Origin of the sequence: Amycolatopsis sp. cmx-11-51, assembly GCF_047608665.1 — a bacterium.
In the GTDB taxonomy this organism is placed as follows: Bacteria; Actinomycetota; Actinomycetes; order Mycobacteriales; family Pseudonocardiaceae; genus Amycolatopsis.
Map to the genome: position 1 here is coordinate 1,177,076 of NZ_JADNQO010000001.1, position 15,819 is coordinate 1,192,894.

A 15,819-nucleotide genomic window follows, 5' to 3' on the forward strand; every position below is an offset into this window, starting at 1 on the left:
ACTCTCCATGGCCCGTCGCGTTCAGTGGTCGAGGGGGTGCCTGCCGGACTCGGGCGGTGGGTGCGTACCCTCGTAAGGTCTCCCGTATACAGCGGGGGCGTTTCGCGTGCCCACGTTGTCGTCGCTCGACGTGACGAGGCCACACGTTGGTAGGAGACACCAGAGACTGCCGTGCGTCAGCACGACACGCCAGGAACGGGTCGAACCGTTCCCGGCGGCCGATGAAACAGGAGAAGTAAGTCGTGAGCAAGGGTAAGCGCACCTTCCAGCCGAACAACCGCCGACGCGCCCGGGTCCACGGGTTCCGGCTTCGGATGCGGACCCGTGCCGGCCGGGCCATCCTGGCGGCTCGCCGTCGCAAGGGCCGCGGCGCACTGTCCGCCTGATCCGGCCGCCGTCGAGGGACGTCGTGCTGCCGGCCGCCGCGAGGTTGCGGCGCAGTGAGGATTTCCGTGCCGTGATGCGGCGTGGGGCCAAGGCAGGCAGGCGCCGCCTCGTCGTCCATGCGTTGACCACGGACCCGCCCGATGCCGCCGAAGCGGCGCGGGCGGGTTTTGTGGTGAGCAAGGCCGTGGGCAACTCGGTGGTGCGCCACCGGGTCACCCGCCGGTTGAGGCATCTCATTTCCGCCAGGATCGGAACACTGCCGCCGGGGAGCTCGTTGGTGATACGGGCACTACCTCCGGCCGCGGACGCGTCCAGCGCGGAACTCGGCTCGGACCTCGACGCGTCGTTGCGACGTCTCGGGTTGTCCGGGCCTTCCGCCGTCACCGGGAAGTCCCGCCAGGCGCGACCCCCCGACAACGGATCAGCGGTGTAACGGCATGCGAGCCACCGAGAACGAGACCACCGAAGACGCCCGGCCCGGCCCGGTGGCCTGGGTCCTGCTCCTGCCCGTCAAGCTCTATCGCAAGGCGATCTCCCCCTTCCTTCCTCCGGCGTGCCGGTTCTACCCGAGCTGTAGCGCGTACGCCGTCGAGGCACTGACCCGGCACGGCGCCGGCCGCGGCAGCTACCTCGCGGTCCGGCGCCTGCTGCGCTGCGGCCCGTGGACCATGCCCGGCCGCGACCCGGTACCCGAGACCTTCTCGTGGCGCCACCGCCGACCTGAAACACCGATCGAGGAGTAGTTCAGTGCTCGACTTCATCTACTACCCCGTGTCCTTCATCTTGTGGTGTTGGCACTGGGTCTTCGGGCAAGTCTTCGGCGAGGCGAACGCGGTTTCGTGGATCCTCGCGATCATCTTCCTGACGTTCACCGTCCGCGGCATCATGTTCAAGCCGTTCGTGAACCAGGTCCGGTCGATGAAGAAGATGCAGGACTTCGCACCGGAAATGAAGAAGGTGCAGAAGAAGTACGCGAACGACCGGCAGCGCCAGGCGATGGAGATGCAGAAGCTCCAGAAGGAGCACGGCGTCAACCCGCTGGGCAGCTGCCTCCCGATGCTGCTTCAGATCCCGGTCTTCATCGGCCTGAACCACGTCCTGCGGATGTTCACCATCAACCCGTACGGACCGTTCGAGGCGAAGACCGAGAACTACTTCTTCGACAAGGCCGGCGTCGATTCCTACGTCAACGCGAAAATCTTCGGCGTCAACCTCGGCGACGCCATCTACACCGGTGTCGACATGGTCAGTGGCGGTAACGCGGCGACGGGCTTCCACTGGCACGTCGCCCCCGTCGCGATCCCCCTGATGATCGTCGCCAGCATCGCCACGCACCTCACCGCTCGCCACTCGGTCCAGCGGCAGAACCCCGAGTCGGCGACCCCGCAGACCGCGATGATGAACAAGCTGACGATGTACGTCTTCCCGATCGGTGTGCTCATCTTCGGTGCACTGTTCCCGCTCGGTCTGCTCCTGTACTGGCTCGCCAACAACGGCTGGACCCTGATGCAGCAGCGTCTCGTCTACACCAAGATCGACAAGGAAGAAGCGGCCCGCAAGGAAGCCGAGAAAGAGAAGCGCGCGAATCTCGGTCCGAAGCCGGGCCAGAGGCCGACCGCGCCGCGTCCCGGCCAGAAGCCGGTCCAGCAGAAGCGGAACAAGCCGTCCTCCGGCGGTCAGGTCAAGAAGGCCGGCTCGCCCCACGGCTTCGCTCAGACCGGCTCGTCCACCGCGGCGAAGAAGGACGACACGAACGCATCAGCCGAGCAGTCGACGAACGGCTCGAAGGAGAACGGCGCGGACCTGCCCGGTCTCATCTCGGACTCGACCAAGAAATCGGGCCGGAAGCGTCGCTGACGCCGATCCGGCCTGGAGAGGAGACCAACAATGGCGGAGACGATCGACACGATCGACGCCGAGGAGAACAGCGCGTCCGAGGTCGAGGACACGGCTGCGGAGACCAGCGGTAAGCGAGGTGTCGACGACGACGTACTCGTGAAGGAAGGCGACATCGCCGGCGATTACCTTGAGCGGCTGCTCGACCTTCTGGACTACGACGGCGACATCGACCTCGATGTCGAAGCGGGCCGCGCGATCGTCAGCATCGACGGGGGCGAGGACCTGGAGAAGCTCGTCGGCCCGCGCGGCACCGTGCTCGAGGCGCTCCAGGAGCTGACGCGACTGGCGGTGCAGCAGGAGACCGGTTCGCGGAGCCGCCTGATGCTGGACGTCGCGGGCTGGCGCGCGGACCGCCGCGAGGAGCTGCGCGAACTCGGCCGCTCGACCGCCGAGACGGTGGTCTCTTCCGGCGAGCGTGTCCGGCTGCAGCCGATGAGCCCGTTTGAGCGGAAGGTCGTGCACGACGCTGTCGCCGCTGTCGACGGGGTCAAGAGCGAGAGCGAAGGAGAGGACCCGAAACGTCGGGTCGTCGTCTTCCCCGCCTGAGAGTTCTCTCGGAAGAAGTGGCCCACCGGTGATCCGGTGGGCCACTTCTTTTTCCGGTGAATTACACGGGTGGCGTTTCACGTGAAACGCCACCCGTCGTTGTCGAGACGAGTGGAGTTGTCCACAACTCCGGTCTGTCTCCCCGCTTTGCGGTCAGCGTCATGGACAATCAGTGGAGCGCGTTTCACGTGAAACGGCGTCGAGGTTGAGGAGCAAGAGGTGGGCTTGGACGGGGTCGCCGCATCGGTACGGAGTGCGGCGTCGGAGGTGTTCGGAGATTGCGTCGAGCAAGCCATCGGCTACGTCGAACTCCTGGAGCGCCACGGCGTCGAGCGCGGGCTCATCGGTCCCCGTGAAGTCGACCGGCTGTGGGAACGGCACGTCTTGAACTCCGCTGTGATCGGCGAGCGGATCCCCGGCGGCGCCCGCGTGGTCGACGTCGGATCGGGAGCGGGGCTTCCGGGTGTACCACTCGCGATCAGCCGACCGGACCTCGATATCGTTCTCCTCGAACCGATGGCCCGCCGGGTCGACTGGCTGACCGAGGTTGCCGAGAAGCTGGAACTCCCGATCACCGTTGTTCGCGGGCGCGCGGAAGAGCGGCAGGTACGCGAGGAGCTCGGTGGCGCGGATGTCGTCACCGCCCGGGCGGTCGCCCCCTTGGCCCGGCTCGCGAGCTGGTGCCTCCCGCTCGTGCGTTCCCAAGGCACTCTGGTCGCTCTCAAGGGAGCGAGCGCCGGAGAGGAAATCGAACGCGATCGCGTCGCCGTCCGGAAGGCCGGCGGTGACGAGCCGGAAGTCTTCGCGTGCGGCACCCAGGTGCTTGAGGTTCCCAGCACGGTCGTCGTGATCCACCGCCTGCCTTCGAAATCGTCTAGGCCGCGCGGCAGGCGAAGCTAGACCAGTTCCACGTGAAACATCGCAGAACGACTCCCACGTCTAATACAGAGGAGGCTCGAGACCCGGTGACTCCCCCACCGTCCGACCCTGCGGCCACTGGCAATGAGCTCGGCTGGACGCCGATCGCTGAAGAGGCCGTCCGGGCCGCCAGCGTGCTGCACCCCAAGAAGGGGGCACTCCCCCGCCCGAACCGCCGGCGCGTGCTGACGGTCGCCAACCAGAAGGGCGGCGTCGGCAAAACGACGAGCACGGTGAACCTCGCCGCCGCCCTGGCCGTCCACGGGCTCAAGACGCTCGTGATCGACCTCGACCCCCAGGGCAACGCGAGCACCGCGCTCGACATCGACCACCGTTCCGGCACGCCGTCGATCTACGAGGTGCTGATCGGTGAGGTCACACTCGCCGAGGCGGCCGCGCAGAGCGAGCAGTCGGAGAACCTCTACTGCGTGCCCGCGACCATCGACCTGGCAGGCGCCGAGATCGAACTCGTGTCGATGGCGTCCCGCGAGATGCGGCTCAAGGAGGCGCTCTCATCCGAGATCCTCGACGAGATCGACGTCGACTACGTCTTCATCGACTGCCCACCGTCGCTTGGTCTGCTGACCGTCAACGCGATGGTCGCCGCGCAGGAGGTGCTCATCCCGATCCAGTGTGAGTACTACGCGCTCGAAGGGCTGGGGCAGCTGCTGAGCAACATCGAGCTCGTCCAGAAGCACCTGAACCGCGAACTCATCGTCTCCACGATTTTGCTCACCATGTACGACGGCCGGACGAAGCTGGCCGATCAGGTGACGAACGAGGTCCGGAACCACTTCGGGGACACTGTGCTCAAGACGGTGATCCCGCGCAGTGTGAAGGTCTCCGAGGCGCCTGGATACGGCCAGACGGTCCTCGCGTACGACCCGGGTTCCCGGGGGGCGATGAGCTACGTGGACGCGGCGAAGGAGATCGCCCAGCGTGGGGCGGAGATGAAAGAAAGGAGCGGTACGGCATGAGTGAGCGCAGAGGGGGGCTCGGACGCGGGCTCGCCGCCCTGATCCCCACCGGTCCGCCACCCGGCTCTACGGCCCCGGCCGAGAACGGTTCCGCCGCGACCCCCGATCCTCCGCCCGGTCCGGCCGGTCCGGCGGGGCCGGACGACAAGGGCTGGTTCGCGGCCAACGGTGCGGCCGGTTCGCACGGCGGAGCGGTGGCCGGTGCGGTCTACCGCGAGGTGCCGGTCAGCCAGATCAAACCGAACCCGAAGCAGCCGCGGCAGGTCTTCGACGAAGACGCGCTCAACGAGCTGGAACACTCGATCCGCGCATTCGGGCTCATGCAGCCCATCGTGGTCCGTGAGCTCGGAACCGATGAATACGAACTCGTCATGGGCGAGCGGCGGCTGCGCGCGTCGCAGCTGGCGGGGCTGGAGGCGATCCCGGCGATCGTCCGCCAGACCGCCGACGACGCGATGCTGCGTGACGCGCTGCTCGAGAACATCCACCGCGTTCAGCTCAACCCGCTCGAAGAGGCGGCCGCGTATCAGCAGCTGCTCGACGAGTTCGCGGTTACGCATGAGGAGCTGGCCGGCCGGATCGGGCGCAGCCGCCCGGTCATCACGAACACGATCCGTTTGCTCAAACTCCCCCTCGCGGTCCAGCGACGGGTCGCGGCGGGCGTGCTTTCGGCGGGACACGCGCGGGCGTTGCTCTCTCTCGAAGACGCCGACGCTCAAGAAGAGCTGGCCGTACGGATCGTCGCGGAGGGTATGTCGGTCCGCGCGACCGAGGAAGCCGTCACGCTCAAGAAGAGCGAGAAGCCGCCCAAACCGAAGCCCGCTCCCCGCAAGCCGATCCAGGCGCCTGGTCTCCAGGAACTGGCGAACCGGCTTTCGGACCGATTCGACACCCGGGTGAAGGTCGACCTGGGCCGCCGCAAGGGCCGGATCACGCTCGAATTCGGGTCCGTAGACGATCTCGAACGTATCGTGGCACTCATGGACAAAAACCAGGCAAATCAGACATCCGAAACCGATTAGGGATCACACCGGGTTGTTTTGTCACGGTGACGATTGCTTACCGATCATGATGGAGTAACGTAGAGTGCTTGATCTGAGGGCAAGTTGTTTCCCGTGAAACTGACCGTCGACGAGGTGGCGCGCGGGTGGCCACGGCGATGAGCGGGGAATCTTCGCCGGCGTCTTCGGTCTCGTCAATGGGTTCGCTCGCACAGGCTGCCTCACCGCCGAGCAGGAAGCCTTCCGCCGGACGAACAACGACTGGTACGACGCGAACTTCATCAACCCCGCACACACTGACCCCAGCGTCTACGACGCCGAGATAAATTCCGGGGCCGCAGCGTGGTTCAAGGCGACGGCCCGCGTCTTCATCGAGCGGGTCGACGGCTACCTGTCGATTTTGGAAAAGCACGAGGTCCCGTGCGAGACCGTCCGGTCGCCGAACCCAGCCCAGGAATGAGAAAGGGGACTCGCCCGCGGTGGGCAAGTCCCCTTCGTCGTGTTCAGGTCAGCTCTTGCGGGAAACCGCTCGTCCGACGAGGTCGGCGAAGACCGATCCGAGGGTGGCGCCGGCGGCTTCGATCGCCATGGGCACGATGGACGTTTCGGTGAGACCCGGTGAAGGGTTTACCGCGAGGAAGTAGACGGTGCCGTCCTCGGTGACCACGGCATCGGTGCGTGAGATGTCGCGAAGCCCGAGTTGACGGTGCACCGCGACGGCCAGTTCGCTGACCGCCTTGGCGGCGTCGTCAGAGATCCTTGCCGGAGTGAAGAAGTCGGTCAAACCGGCGGTGTAGCGAGCGGTGTAGTCGTACACGCCGCTTTCCGGCACGATCTCGACCGCGGGCAGGGCTTCGGGGCCCTCGGTGCCTTCGATGACCGTCACGGCCACTTCGACGCCGGTCACGAACTTCTCGGCGAGAACGGTGTCCCCGTACGCGAAGCAGCCGACCATCGCGGCTGGCATCTCCGCGGCTTCCTTGACGACCTGGGCGCCCAAAGCCGAACCACCCTGGTCGGGCTTGAGGATCAGAGGCAGGCCCAGCGTCTCGACCATCGCGTCCAGCACGGCCTGCGCGCCGAGTTCACGGAAGGTGCTGTGCGGCAGCACGACCCAGTCCGGCGTGGTGAAGCCCGCGTTGGCGACCAGCGCCTTGGCCGTCGGCTTGTCCCATGCGCGGCGGCAGCCCTGCGAACTGGTGCCGACATAGGGCACGTCGAGCATTTCCAGCACCGTCTGCACCGCGCCGTTCTCCCCCTCACCACCGTGAAGGGCGATGATGGCCGCGTCGGGGCGCTGAGTGCGAAGACGTTCGAGCAAGCCCGCGTCGGTGTCCCACTCCTCGACGATGAGACCCTCCGCCCGCAGCGAGACCGAGAGCCGCCGCCCGGAGCGGAGAGAGACATCGCGTTCGTGGGAAAGTCCGCCTGCGAGTACGGCAACGGTGCGGTCGACCACCGAGGACTCCTTTGTGTCTATGAGGACATCCGGTCGATCAGACCGTGTCCGGGGAGGGGTTCTGCGGCCCCGAGATCGAGCGTGGGCTCACGTTACCGAAGGTACGCGCAAGGTCCATTTCGGACTCGAGCACCGCGGCGAGCCGTCGGACGCCTTCGCGGATCCGCTCGGGTGTCGGGTAACAGTAGGAAAGACGCAGCTGTCTGCTGCCGAAGCCATCGGCGTAGAAACCGGTTCCGGAGGCGTACGCCACCCGGGCGGTGACGGCTCTCGGCAACATCGCCTTTGTGTCCACGCCTTCGGGGACGGTCATCCAGACGTAGAAACCGCCTTCGGGTTTGGTCCAGCTGCAGCCGGCGGGCATGTGCTGTTCGAGCGCGGACAGGATCGCGTCCCGGCGCTCCCGGTAGTTTTCGCGGAAGGTCTTGATTTGACCCATCCAGTCATGAGTCGAGAGGTATCGCGACACGATCAACTGGTTAAGCGTTGGCGGGCAAAGGGTCGCGGACTCGGCCGCGAGTACGAGTTTCTCTCGGACGGCGTGCGGCGCGAGTACCCAGCCGACGCGCAGTCCGGAGGCGAAGGTCTTCGAGAACGAGCCCAGATACACGACGTTGTCGGGGTCGATCGAGCGGAGCGCCGGGTACGTCTGCCCGCCGAAGCCGAGCAGACCGTACGGGTTGTCTTCGACGATGAGGATGTCGTGTTCGCGGCAGATCTCCACGATCTCCGCGCGGCGCTCGACGGCCAGCGTGACGCCGCCGGGGTTGTGGAAGTTCGGGATCGTGTAGAGGAACTTGACCCGCCGGCCCGTCTTCTTGGTCTCCTCGAGTGCGGCACGGAGCCCCTCGGGGACCAGGCCGTGGTCGTCCATCGCGACGTGGACGACGTTCGCCTGGTACGCGGCGAAGGAACCGAGCGCGCCGACGTACGACGGACCCTCGGCGATGATGACGTCGCCCGGATCGCAGAACAGCCGGGTGACCATGTCGAGCCCCATCTGGGAGCCGACCGTCACGACGACGTCGTCCGGGTGGGCCTTGATGCCCTCGAGCGCCATGATCTCGCAGATCTGCTCGCGCAGCGCCGGGACGCCGTGCGCGGAGCCGTACTGGAGTGCGACCAGGCCGTCCTGCGCGATGAGTTCACCGACCTGCGCGGACAACGTGTCGAGCGGGAGCGCGGCGAGATTCGGCATCCCGCCGGCGAGCGATACCACCTCGGGGCGACTGGCTACCGCGAACAAGGCCCTGATCTCGGAAGCAGTCATTCCGGCCGTACGCGCGGCGTACCGGTCGAGATGCGGATCGAGGTTGTGACGGCCGGTCTGCGGCCGGACAGGGCGATTCTCGGTCATCAGGCGCTTCACCCGTGCTTCGAAGTGGACATAGTGGCTACCGACTGGTAGTTCCATCGAGTGTAACCACCCTCCCTTGAGGGGCCCTGGCCTTCCGGTGTTCATCACATCGGCCTATCCTCGATCAGGACCCCTTCAGCGAGCTCTGCTCGGGACAGGGCTGAGTCGGTGTCGTCGTTCAGGGAGGTTTGCCGGTGTCGCGTCGCGTCGTGGGCGTAACCCTGGACAACCTCGAGCATCTGCCGAAGAGCTGCCGCCGCTGTGTGTACTGGGAGCTGGCGCCGCATATGAAGGCGCAGGCCGAGGAATACGGCGCGACAGAGGTCGAAAAGGAAGCCTGGGTCTCCAGTGTCCTGCTGGAATGGGGCTCCTGTGGCCGCATCGTCTACAGCGACACCTTGCCTGTCGGCTTCGTGCTCTACGCGCCGCCGAACGCCGTGCCGCGTTCGCTGGCTTTCCCGACTTCGCCGCCCGGTCCGGACGCGGTACTGCTGACCGCCTTCCAGATCCTCCCCGAATTCCAGGGCGGCGGCCTCGGCCGGATGCTGGTGCAGGCCGTCGCGAAGGACCTGACCAAACGCGGTGTCCGCGCGATCGAGGCCTTCGGGGACGCCAAGCCCGACGAAACCGATCCGGACGGCGGGCACAGCTGTGTGCTGCCCGCCGCGTTCCTGCAGGGTGTCGGGTTCAAGACCGTGCGACCGCATCCGCGGTGGCCTCGGCTGCGACTGGAACTGCGGTCGGCGATCTCGTGGAAGGAAGACGTGGAGGCGGCCCTTGAGCGGTTGCTCGGCCAGGTCTCCATCACGACCGCCGAGCCGAGCATGGGTCGCGCCTGATCTGTTCGGCCGTTCCGGATGCCGTGAAAGGCCCCCTTCGTAGCGAATTTCGCACTGAAGGACGCCTTCGTCTCACGCCTTTAGCAGAGTTTCCGGGCGCGCGCGGTGGCCATCCCCCACCTTGGGGACAGCTGTGGGTAACCCGCCGAGTTATCCACAGATCGCTGCTAGGAGCGGTGGAAAAACTGTGGATGGGTAGACTGGACTTGGGGACGCCCCCCGGGAAGGGCGGGGGCTGCGCGCCGGGTGGAGCTAGGGGTGGCGTGGTCGGGAGAAGGGGCACACAACCGGTTGTGCCGATGGTGTCGGCAGGGGAATGTGCGCCCGCGTGCGGGTGTGGAGGACTGGCTACTCCGCTTTGGCGAGTTCGTGGGCCAGGACGTCCGCGAAGGTGAACGTGCCGGTCGGCTGGTCCCCTTCGCCGAGGAGGTACAGGCGTTTCACGGCGACCAGGATGCCTTCGGCGACGATGTCGCGGAAGGCCGGGTCGGCCAATTTGGCGCCGTCTTCCGGGTTGGTCAGGTAACCGATCTCGATCCGCACGGCCGGGCAGCGGGTGCGGGTGAAGATCTCCCAGGTCTTGTAGTGCGTGCGGCAGTCGCGCATGCCGGTCCGGGCAGCCAGCTCGCGCTGGATGAAGCCCGCCAGCAGCTCACCGACGGTCGACGTGGGGCCGTTGCCGGTGCCGAAATGGAAGCTCGCGACCCCCTGCGCCTTGGGCGAGGGGTTCTTGTCGTTGTGCAGCGAAAGGAACAGGTCGGCGCCCGCCTCGTTTGCGAACTTGGCACGCTCGCCCTCGGTGGGGTTCTGGTTCGGCCCGCGCGAGATCAGCGCCTCCATGCCCGTGGCCTGCATCCGGCCTTCGAGCCGTCGCGCCAGATCCCAGGCGATGTCCGCTTCGAGCAGGTCACCGGCGACGACACCGAGGTCTTCGCCACCGTGGCCAGGGTCGATCACGATGCGCTTGCCGCGCAGCCGGGGGCCGGCCTGGCGCACCAGCTCCTGCTCGCGCAGGAAGACGGGGCGGCCGCCGCGTGCGCGCGGTGAGGACAGCCGGTGCAGTTCGCGGATGGTGGCCGGACCGCACATGCCGTCGGCGACCAGGCGCATGTCGCGCTGGAACGTCTTGAGCGCGCGTTCGGTCTGTGCGCCGAAGTGCCCGTCCGGGCGGCCGGCGTCGAAGCCGAGTTCGGTCAGCCGCTCCTGGAGCGCGAAGACGTCGTCACCCTGCATGGGCGCGGAGAACATGTAAGTCAGCGGGCGGCTGCCGAGGTGATAGCCGGCGCCACGAAGTGCCTGATAAGTCGCAGGACCCACCAGACCGTCGGTGATGAGCCCACGGCGCTGCTGGAACGCGCGCACGGCATGTTCCATCGCCGTGTCGAAGACCTCGTACTCCCCGGATTCGGTCACCGGCGGGAGCAGCTCCATCGCCGCCAGCGTGGACCTGATCTCGGCGACGTCCGGTCCGGCGTCACCGCGGCGGAGTACCCGCATGCACTCCTCGCTCTTCCTTTGGGGCACCGAATCGAACTCGATGCACGACTGAAAACTCTGCGGGGCGAACCCCGGTGCTCTATTGTGCCCTGTGAACTCTCGGTGAGCGCGGAGGCCCGGTCGGTGCGTCAAGTCTCCGTTCGAGGAACCCTTCCGGACGCCCTGATCGTGTTCCGGTAGCGGTGAGAGATACCCGTTCCGCCGAACGACGAAACCCGGAGCCTGGGCAGGCCCCGGGTTTCAGCAGGTGAAACGGGAGATCAGAGGACGTCGGCGAGATCCGAGAGCAGCGCGGCCTTCGGCTTGGCGCCGACGATCTGCTTGACCGGCTTGCCGCCCTGGAACAGGATCAGCGTCGGGATCGACATCACCTGGTAGTCACGCGCAGTGTTCGGGTTGGCGTCGATGTCGAGCTTCGCGATGGTCAGCTTTTCGCCGTTCTCCGCCGCGATCTCCTCGAGCACCGGGGCGACCATCTTGCACGGACCGCACCAGGTCGCCCAGAAGTCGACCAGGACGGGCTTCTCACTCGTCAGCACGTCGTCGACGAAGCTCTTGTCGGTCACTGTCACGGTGTTGGCCATGGTGTCTCCTCCTGGGTAGTGGAACGGGCTTGAAAGTCAGTTGGTGGTGGCGCCGTAGCCGCCACCGACCAGCTCAGGGGTCTCCTGGGCGGTCTCGACACCGGCGTGTTCCGCCAGCCATCGTTCCGCGTCGATCGCCGCGGCGCAGCCCGAACCCGCGGCGGTGATCGCCTGCCGATAGGTGCGGTCGACCAGGTCACCAGCCGCGAAGACACCGGGAAGGTTCGTGTACGAGGTCCGGCCCTTGGTGAGCACGTAACCGTCTTCGTCGAGGTCCACCTGACCGCGTACCAGTTCGCTGCGCGGGTCGTGACCGATGGCGACGAAGAACCCGGTCACGTTCAGCTGGGACTCCTCGCCGGTCACCGTGTCCTTGACCTGCAGGCCCTCGACCTTGCCCTCACCCTCGACCCCGGTGATCTGCTTGTTGAGCGCCCACTTGATCTTCTCGTTCTCGCGGGCGCGTTCCAGCATGATCTTGGAGGCGCGGAATTCTTCGCGGCGGTGGACGATCGTGACGGACTTGGCGAACTTCGTCAGGAAGGTCGCCTCCTCCATCGCGGAGTCGCCGCCGCCGGCGACCACGATGTCGTGGTCGCGGAAGAAGAAGCCGTCGCAGGTGGCACAGGCCGAAACACCGCGGCCGAGCAGTTCCTGCTCACCGGGGACGTTCAGGTAACGGGCCGCGGCGCCCATCGAGAGCACGACCGCGCGGGCCGCGTAGCGCTTTCCGTTCGCGACGACGTACTTGACGTCACCGGTCAGCTCGACGGACTCGACGTCCTCCTGGCGCAGATCGGCGCCGAAACGCTTCGCCTGCTCACGCATCTCTTCCATGAGGTCGGGACCCTGGATGCCTTCGCGGAAGCCGGGGAAGTTCTCGACCTCCGTCGTCGTCATCAACGCACCACCGAACTGCGTGCCCTCGAACACCAACGGTTCGAGCTGCGCTCGTGCCGCGTAGACAGCGGCGGTGTACCCCGCAGGACCCGACCCAACAACGATCAGGTTCCTGATCTCCTCGGCAGCCACCCGTGACCTCCGCTCGTAGTGACCTGTTCACCAGGCTCAACACGATCGTAGGGGCCGGTGTTCCCGGGGTGACCGGCGCTACTTCTCCTGCCTTGCGGCGGCGACAGCAAAGGTCCCTTGCTTCCGGCATGGGGAGCAAGGGACCTTCGCTATCGCCGATACCGCTCCGCTGCTACTTCTGTCCGATGATCTTGTCGAAGAGGACCGCCGCGTTGCCCGGGCCGCAGTCGGCACCGAAGGCGACGATGCGGAACTGGGCGAGCTTGCCTGTGGTGTAGATCACCATCACGCCGTCCTTGCCCGCGACGTCGACCGGCCGGATGCCCTCCGGCCGTACGTCGGGGTCCAGTCCGGCGGCGGCGACACAGGCGTCGAGCCGCTCTTCGGTCTTCAGCGAGCCGAAGTCGCGGACGCCGACCGCCTTGCCGACGAGGGCTTCGGCCCCGCCACCGTCGCCGCCGACCGAAGGACCGGTGGGTGCGGGCGGGGGCTGCGCGACGCCTCCCGGCGTCGACTGCTGCGTGGTGGGGACGACGATCGCGATGGCGGCGATGGCCGCCGCGGCCACGGTCGCTATCCCGGCGCCCCAGCCGATCCGCTTGTTCCGCCGCCGCCGTGCGGCCGCGAGGTCCACCACCGGGGCGACCTGCGCCTGCTGCCCTTCAGGTGCACCTTGAAACGCAGGCGACGTCCGCATCTCGGCGGCCAGCGCCGCGTCGATCCTGGCGGCGAACTCCGCCGGCATGGGTGCGACCGGCTCGTTCGCGAGTTCCGCGAGGTCGGCCGTGGTCGCTTCAAGTGCTTCGATGATCGCCAGTGCTTCGGGGTCGGCGTTCACCAACGGCCAGAGTTCGGCCGCTTCTCGCTCGTCCAGCACCCCAGCGTGCAGGTCGGCGAGCACATCGACAGACCACGGCGGACCGACGGTCCCACCGATCCCCCTGCTCTCGTCTGTCATCGTCCCTCCCCGTCACCCGGCGTGCCCTGAGGACGCCTGGCACCCCGTTGCGGGGTAGCGCGCTCCCGTTTGCTTTCGTGAGTTGGGACGTTCGCAATCGCATCGGGGTTCCGCAGATGTCCGAGAACCTTCGCGAGCTTTCCGCGACCCCGGGCACACCTGCTCTTCACCGTGCCCTCGGCGATGCCGAGCATTTTCGCCGTCTCAGCGACCGAGTATCCCTCGACGTCGACCAACACGATCGGGGCACGTTGCTCTTCGGGAAGCTGGTCGAGGGCTTCCTTGACCACGAGGCTCGTCTCGCGCTCGGACATCGAGTCGCGCGGCGAGGCGGGCTCGTTGAACTGCCCGGTCTCTGGCAGTGGGACGGTCGGTCTTGCCTTGCCCCGCCGGATGCGGTCGAGGCACGCGTTCACGACGATGCGGTGCAACCACGTCGTGACTTGCGATTCGGCCCTGAAGTTGCCCGCCGCGCGGAACGCGGAGATGAAGGCGTCCTGCAGGGCGTCCGCGGCTTCTTCCGGATCACGCACGGTGCGCAGGGCGACCGCCCACATGCGATCCCGATGTCGCTGGACCAGTTCACTGAACGCGTGCGGGTCACCAGCGGCATGCGCCGCTATGAGATCCGCGTCCGTGGGAGCTGCAGCTGTCACCCGGGAGAGCCTACTGACCCTTTGATTTAGGTCACCCCGCAGGCAGGAAGGTCAGCTCTTTGAGTTCGGTGACGAACTTGTTGTCCTCGTCTCCACCCAGCTGAGTGATCCAGATGATGAAGTACTGACCCTGCTGAGGTTGCTGCAACGCGATGGTCGATTCGCCCGCCGCCAGGTCCCCGCCGCCGACGACCTTCGTCTCGTCGAGCTTCGGGTTCTTCTTGTCGGCGGAGCGGATCTCGACCTTCGAGCCGGGGCTTCCCGCGTCGATCTTGATCTGGCTGAGGTTGACCGGGTCCTTGAAGGTCACGACCAACCCGACACCGTCTTTGAGGACCGGGAACTGCTTGTCGTACTCGTCGGTCTTCCACGAGGTGCCCGCGTCGCCGTCGGTCGTGTTCTTGGCGCGGCCGGGGCTGTCGCCCTTGCTGCCCGGATTGAACACAGCGACGGCCGACGGCTTCACCGCGGCTCCCAATGCGGGAGACGCGGGCAGCTGCTGGGTGGGCGGGGGCTGCTCGCCCGAAGGCGGCGGAGCCTGCGAAGACGACGACGCGGCGACGTTCAGGTTCGGACCGCTGGACTTCGATTCGCCCTGGAACAGGTTGATGAGCATCATCCCGCCCCAGGCCAGGATGACGACGGTCGCGACGACCAGCACGGTCACACCGAACGCCAGCTTCTTGCGCCGCGCGACGTCCTTGACCGGCTTCTTCGTCGTCCAGACCGCGTCGTCCGACTCGGCGGGGGCTTCTTCTTCGCCGACGGCCTTGATCAGCTGGGTGCGCTCCTCGGCTTCGGCGACCTGGCCCAGTACGCGCAGGATGGCAGCGCTGGTGCGGATGCCGCCGTGGCCACCGTCCTCGATGGTGCGGACGGCGAGTGACGACAATTCGACCGGGACCGTCGGGACCAGTGATCGCGGCGGGATGACGCGGCCGGTCGGCGCGTGCGGAGCCGCCGGGATCGCGGGGGGTCCGCCGGGAAGCGCCCAACGGCCGGTCAGCAGCAAGTACAGGACCGCGCCGAGCGCTTTGACGTCGTCGCGAAGGGTCGCTTCGGGTAGTGGGCCCGGGAAGGCGAGCTTCAGCGCGCCGTCCGGGGTGAGCCGCAGGCGCTGAGGATGGTCGAGGCCGAGCACGAGTCCGTTCTGGTGGGCGTGATCGACGGCTTCCGCCAGCGCTTGCACCATCCGGGCCGCCGCGGCGGGCGCCACCGGGCGCTGCGCCACCAGGTCGACCAGGTCACTGCCCTTGGTCCATTCCGCCACGACGACACCGAGCAGGCCTTCGCCCGAGGTGACTCCGCTGCCGAGGCTCAGCACGTCGAGGACGCGCGCGACCCCGCCGTGGCCGAATTTGGAGGCGTGCGCGGCACGCTCCAGCGTTCGGCGCGCGAGCCTCGCGGCTTCCGCGTCCGCCGGGTCACCGACCAGCAGTGTCAGTGCCACATCCCGCTTCAGCTGCCCATCGCGGGCTCGCCAAAGATGCGCGGCGGCCCGTTCGTCCACCCCGAACTGTGCGAGCAGGCGATACCGGCCGTCTCCGACGACCCGGCCAGGGGCCAGCGACCCGCCTTGGGCCCGGATGCCCACCTGGCTCGCCTCCCCTGCCTGTTCGCTCCGTCTCGTATCCACCGCAACTCTCCCGCGTAGCTCCCGCACCGAGGGTACCCAGAATACGACGCGTGGACGCGCGCCATCCGTGCGT

The 15,819-nt window shown here is 67.1% G+C and carries 17 protein-coding genes; 9 read left to right on the forward strand and 8 right to left on the reverse strand.

Features of this window, described 5'->3' with window-relative positions; genetic code table 11:
* Window positions 1-242 precede the first annotated feature (242 nt).
* From rpmH to ACM6LU_RS05985, 8 genes are all read left to right on the forward strand, one after another.
* Window positions 243-386 carry a 50S ribosomal protein L34 gene (gene rpmH / locus ACM6LU_RS05950; protein WP_005154511.1) on the forward strand — a complete coding sequence of 48 codons (144 nt, stop codon included), beginning with the start codon at window positions 243-245 and terminating at the stop codon, window positions 384-386.
* A 23-nt stretch (window positions 387-409) separates the two neighbouring features.
* Window positions 410-820 (forward strand): ribonuclease P protein component, encoded by a 411-nt coding sequence (gene rnpA / locus ACM6LU_RS05955; protein WP_414936522.1) that lies wholly within the window; start codon window positions 410-412, stop codon window positions 818-820.
* 4 nt (window positions 821-824) lie between these two features.
* Window positions 825-1,130: a membrane protein insertion efficiency factor YidD gene (gene yidD / locus ACM6LU_RS05960; protein ID WP_020632650.1), complete on the forward strand. Its 306-nt coding sequence runs from the start codon at window positions 825-827 to the stop codon at window positions 1,128-1,130.
* 4 nt (window positions 1,131-1,134) lie between these two features.
* Window positions 1,135-2,244, forward strand: coding sequence for a membrane protein insertase YidC (gene yidC, locus ACM6LU_RS05965; RefSeq protein ID WP_414936523.1), 1,110 nt, complete (start codon window positions 1,135-1,137; stop codon window positions 2,242-2,244).
* A 30-nt stretch (window positions 2,245-2,274) separates the two neighbouring features.
* Complete coding sequence (locus tag ACM6LU_RS05970; RefSeq protein ID WP_414936524.1) at window positions 2,275-2,832, forward strand: protein jag; 558 nt, start codon at window positions 2,275-2,277, stop codon at window positions 2,830-2,832.
* 219 nt (window positions 2,833-3,051) lie between these two features.
* Entirely contained in the window at window positions 3,052-3,732 is a 681-nt protein-coding gene (gene rsmG, locus ACM6LU_RS05975; protein ID WP_414936525.1) for a 16S rRNA (guanine(527)-N(7))-methyltransferase RsmG, read from the forward strand.
* A 65-nt stretch (window positions 3,733-3,797) separates the two neighbouring features.
* Window positions 3,798-4,727 (forward strand): ParA family protein, encoded by a 930-nt coding sequence (locus ACM6LU_RS05980; RefSeq protein WP_414936526.1) that lies wholly within the window; start codon window positions 3,798-3,800, stop codon window positions 4,725-4,727.
* Window positions 4,724-5,749, forward strand: a complete 1,026-nt coding sequence (locus tag ACM6LU_RS05985; protein ID WP_414936527.1) for a ParB/RepB/Spo0J family partition protein — start codon at window positions 4,724-4,726, stop codon at window positions 5,747-5,749. The genes ACM6LU_RS05980 and ACM6LU_RS05985 overlap by 4 nt, the downstream gene beginning before the upstream one ends.
* 487 nt (window positions 5,750-6,236) lie before the next feature.
* On the opposite strand, the gene ACM6LU_RS05990 is transcribed toward ACM6LU_RS05985, so the two are convergent.
* Both ACM6LU_RS05990 and ACM6LU_RS05995 read right to left on the reverse strand, forming a co-directional pair.
* Window positions 6,237-7,187 (reverse strand): D-alanine--D-alanine ligase family protein, encoded by a 951-nt coding sequence (locus ACM6LU_RS05990; protein WP_414936528.1) that lies wholly within the window; start codon window positions 7,185-7,187, stop codon window positions 6,237-6,239.
* A gap of 37 nt (window positions 7,188-7,224) precedes the next feature.
* A complete protein-coding gene (locus ACM6LU_RS05995) occupies window positions 7,225-8,544 on the reverse strand; it encodes a PLP-dependent aminotransferase family protein (RefSeq protein ID WP_414936529.1) in 1,320 nt (439 codons plus the stop codon).
* Window positions 8,545-8,738: 194 nt separating this feature from the next.
* On the opposite strand from ACM6LU_RS05995, the gene ACM6LU_RS06000 reads away from it, so the two are divergent.
* Entirely contained in the window at window positions 8,739-9,383 is a 645-nt protein-coding gene (locus ACM6LU_RS06000) for a GNAT family N-acetyltransferase (protein WP_414936530.1), read from the forward strand.
* Window positions 9,384-9,731: 348 nt separating this feature from the next.
* On the opposite strand, the gene ACM6LU_RS06005 is transcribed toward ACM6LU_RS06000, so the two are convergent.
* The 6 genes from ACM6LU_RS06005 to ACM6LU_RS06030 form a co-directional block, all read right to left on the reverse strand.
* On the reverse strand, window positions 9,732-10,880 hold the full coding sequence (locus ACM6LU_RS06005) for an N-acetylmuramoyl-L-alanine amidase (RefSeq protein WP_414936531.1): 1,149 nt from the start codon (window positions 10,878-10,880) through the stop codon (window positions 9,732-9,734).
* Between the two features lie 260 nt (window positions 10,881-11,140).
* Window positions 11,141-11,464: a thioredoxin gene (trxA, locus tag ACM6LU_RS06010; protein ID WP_076163850.1), complete on the reverse strand. Its 324-nt coding sequence runs from the start codon at window positions 11,462-11,464 to the stop codon at window positions 11,141-11,143.
* Window positions 11,465-11,500: 36 nt separating this feature from the next.
* Window positions 11,501-12,496 (reverse strand): thioredoxin-disulfide reductase, encoded by a 996-nt coding sequence (gene trxB, locus ACM6LU_RS06015; protein WP_414936532.1) that lies wholly within the window; start codon window positions 12,494-12,496, stop codon window positions 11,501-11,503.
* A 172-nt stretch (window positions 12,497-12,668) separates the two neighbouring features.
* A complete protein-coding gene (locus tag ACM6LU_RS06020) occupies window positions 12,669-13,454 on the reverse strand; it encodes a hypothetical protein (protein ID WP_414936533.1) in 786 nt (261 codons plus the stop codon).
* On the reverse strand, window positions 13,451-14,110 hold the full coding sequence (gene sigM, locus ACM6LU_RS06025) for an RNA polymerase sigma factor SigM (protein WP_037308644.1): 660 nt from the start codon (window positions 14,108-14,110) through the stop codon (window positions 13,451-13,453). Before sigM ends, ACM6LU_RS06020 begins: the two co-directional genes overlap by 4 nt.
* 31 nt (window positions 14,111-14,141) lie before the next feature.
* Window positions 14,142-15,704 (reverse strand): protein kinase family protein, encoded by a 1,563-nt coding sequence (locus ACM6LU_RS06030; RefSeq protein ID WP_414937101.1) that lies wholly within the window; start codon window positions 15,702-15,704, stop codon window positions 14,142-14,144.
* Window positions 15,705-15,819: the final 115 nt, after the last annotated feature.